The organism is Mycobacterium sp. (assembly GCF_008709575.1).
Taxonomy (GTDB): Bacteria; Actinomycetota; Actinomycetes; order Mycobacteriales; family Mycobacteriaceae; genus Mycobacterium.
Window position 1 is genome coordinate 1 of record NZ_VYIK01000366.1, and the last position, 219, is coordinate 219.

The following is a 219-nucleotide window of genomic DNA, read 5'->3' on the forward strand; positions in this document are numbered from 1 at the left end:
CGACCACCGGCCGGCTGTCCTTACCCACGTCGCCGGTGTCCTGACCTACCTGGGCAGCAGCGCCGTCGCCTATTCGGTGGTCGTGGCGGCGGTGGTGTTGGTGCTGTGGCGTGAGCGCTGCTGGCCGGCGATCGTTGCGATACCACTGCTGCTTGTCGGACAACTCATCCGGTTCGCGGCGGCGGTGCTCATCCACCGGCCACGCCCGCCGCGGGCGGA

At 70.3% G+C, this 219-nt stretch carries 1 protein-coding gene; it reads left to right on the plus strand.

Annotated features, from left to right (window positions below):
* The coding region (locus tag F6Q13_RS18985) for a hypothetical protein (protein WP_293059819.1) at positions 1–219 on the plus strand (219 nt) is incomplete at both ends.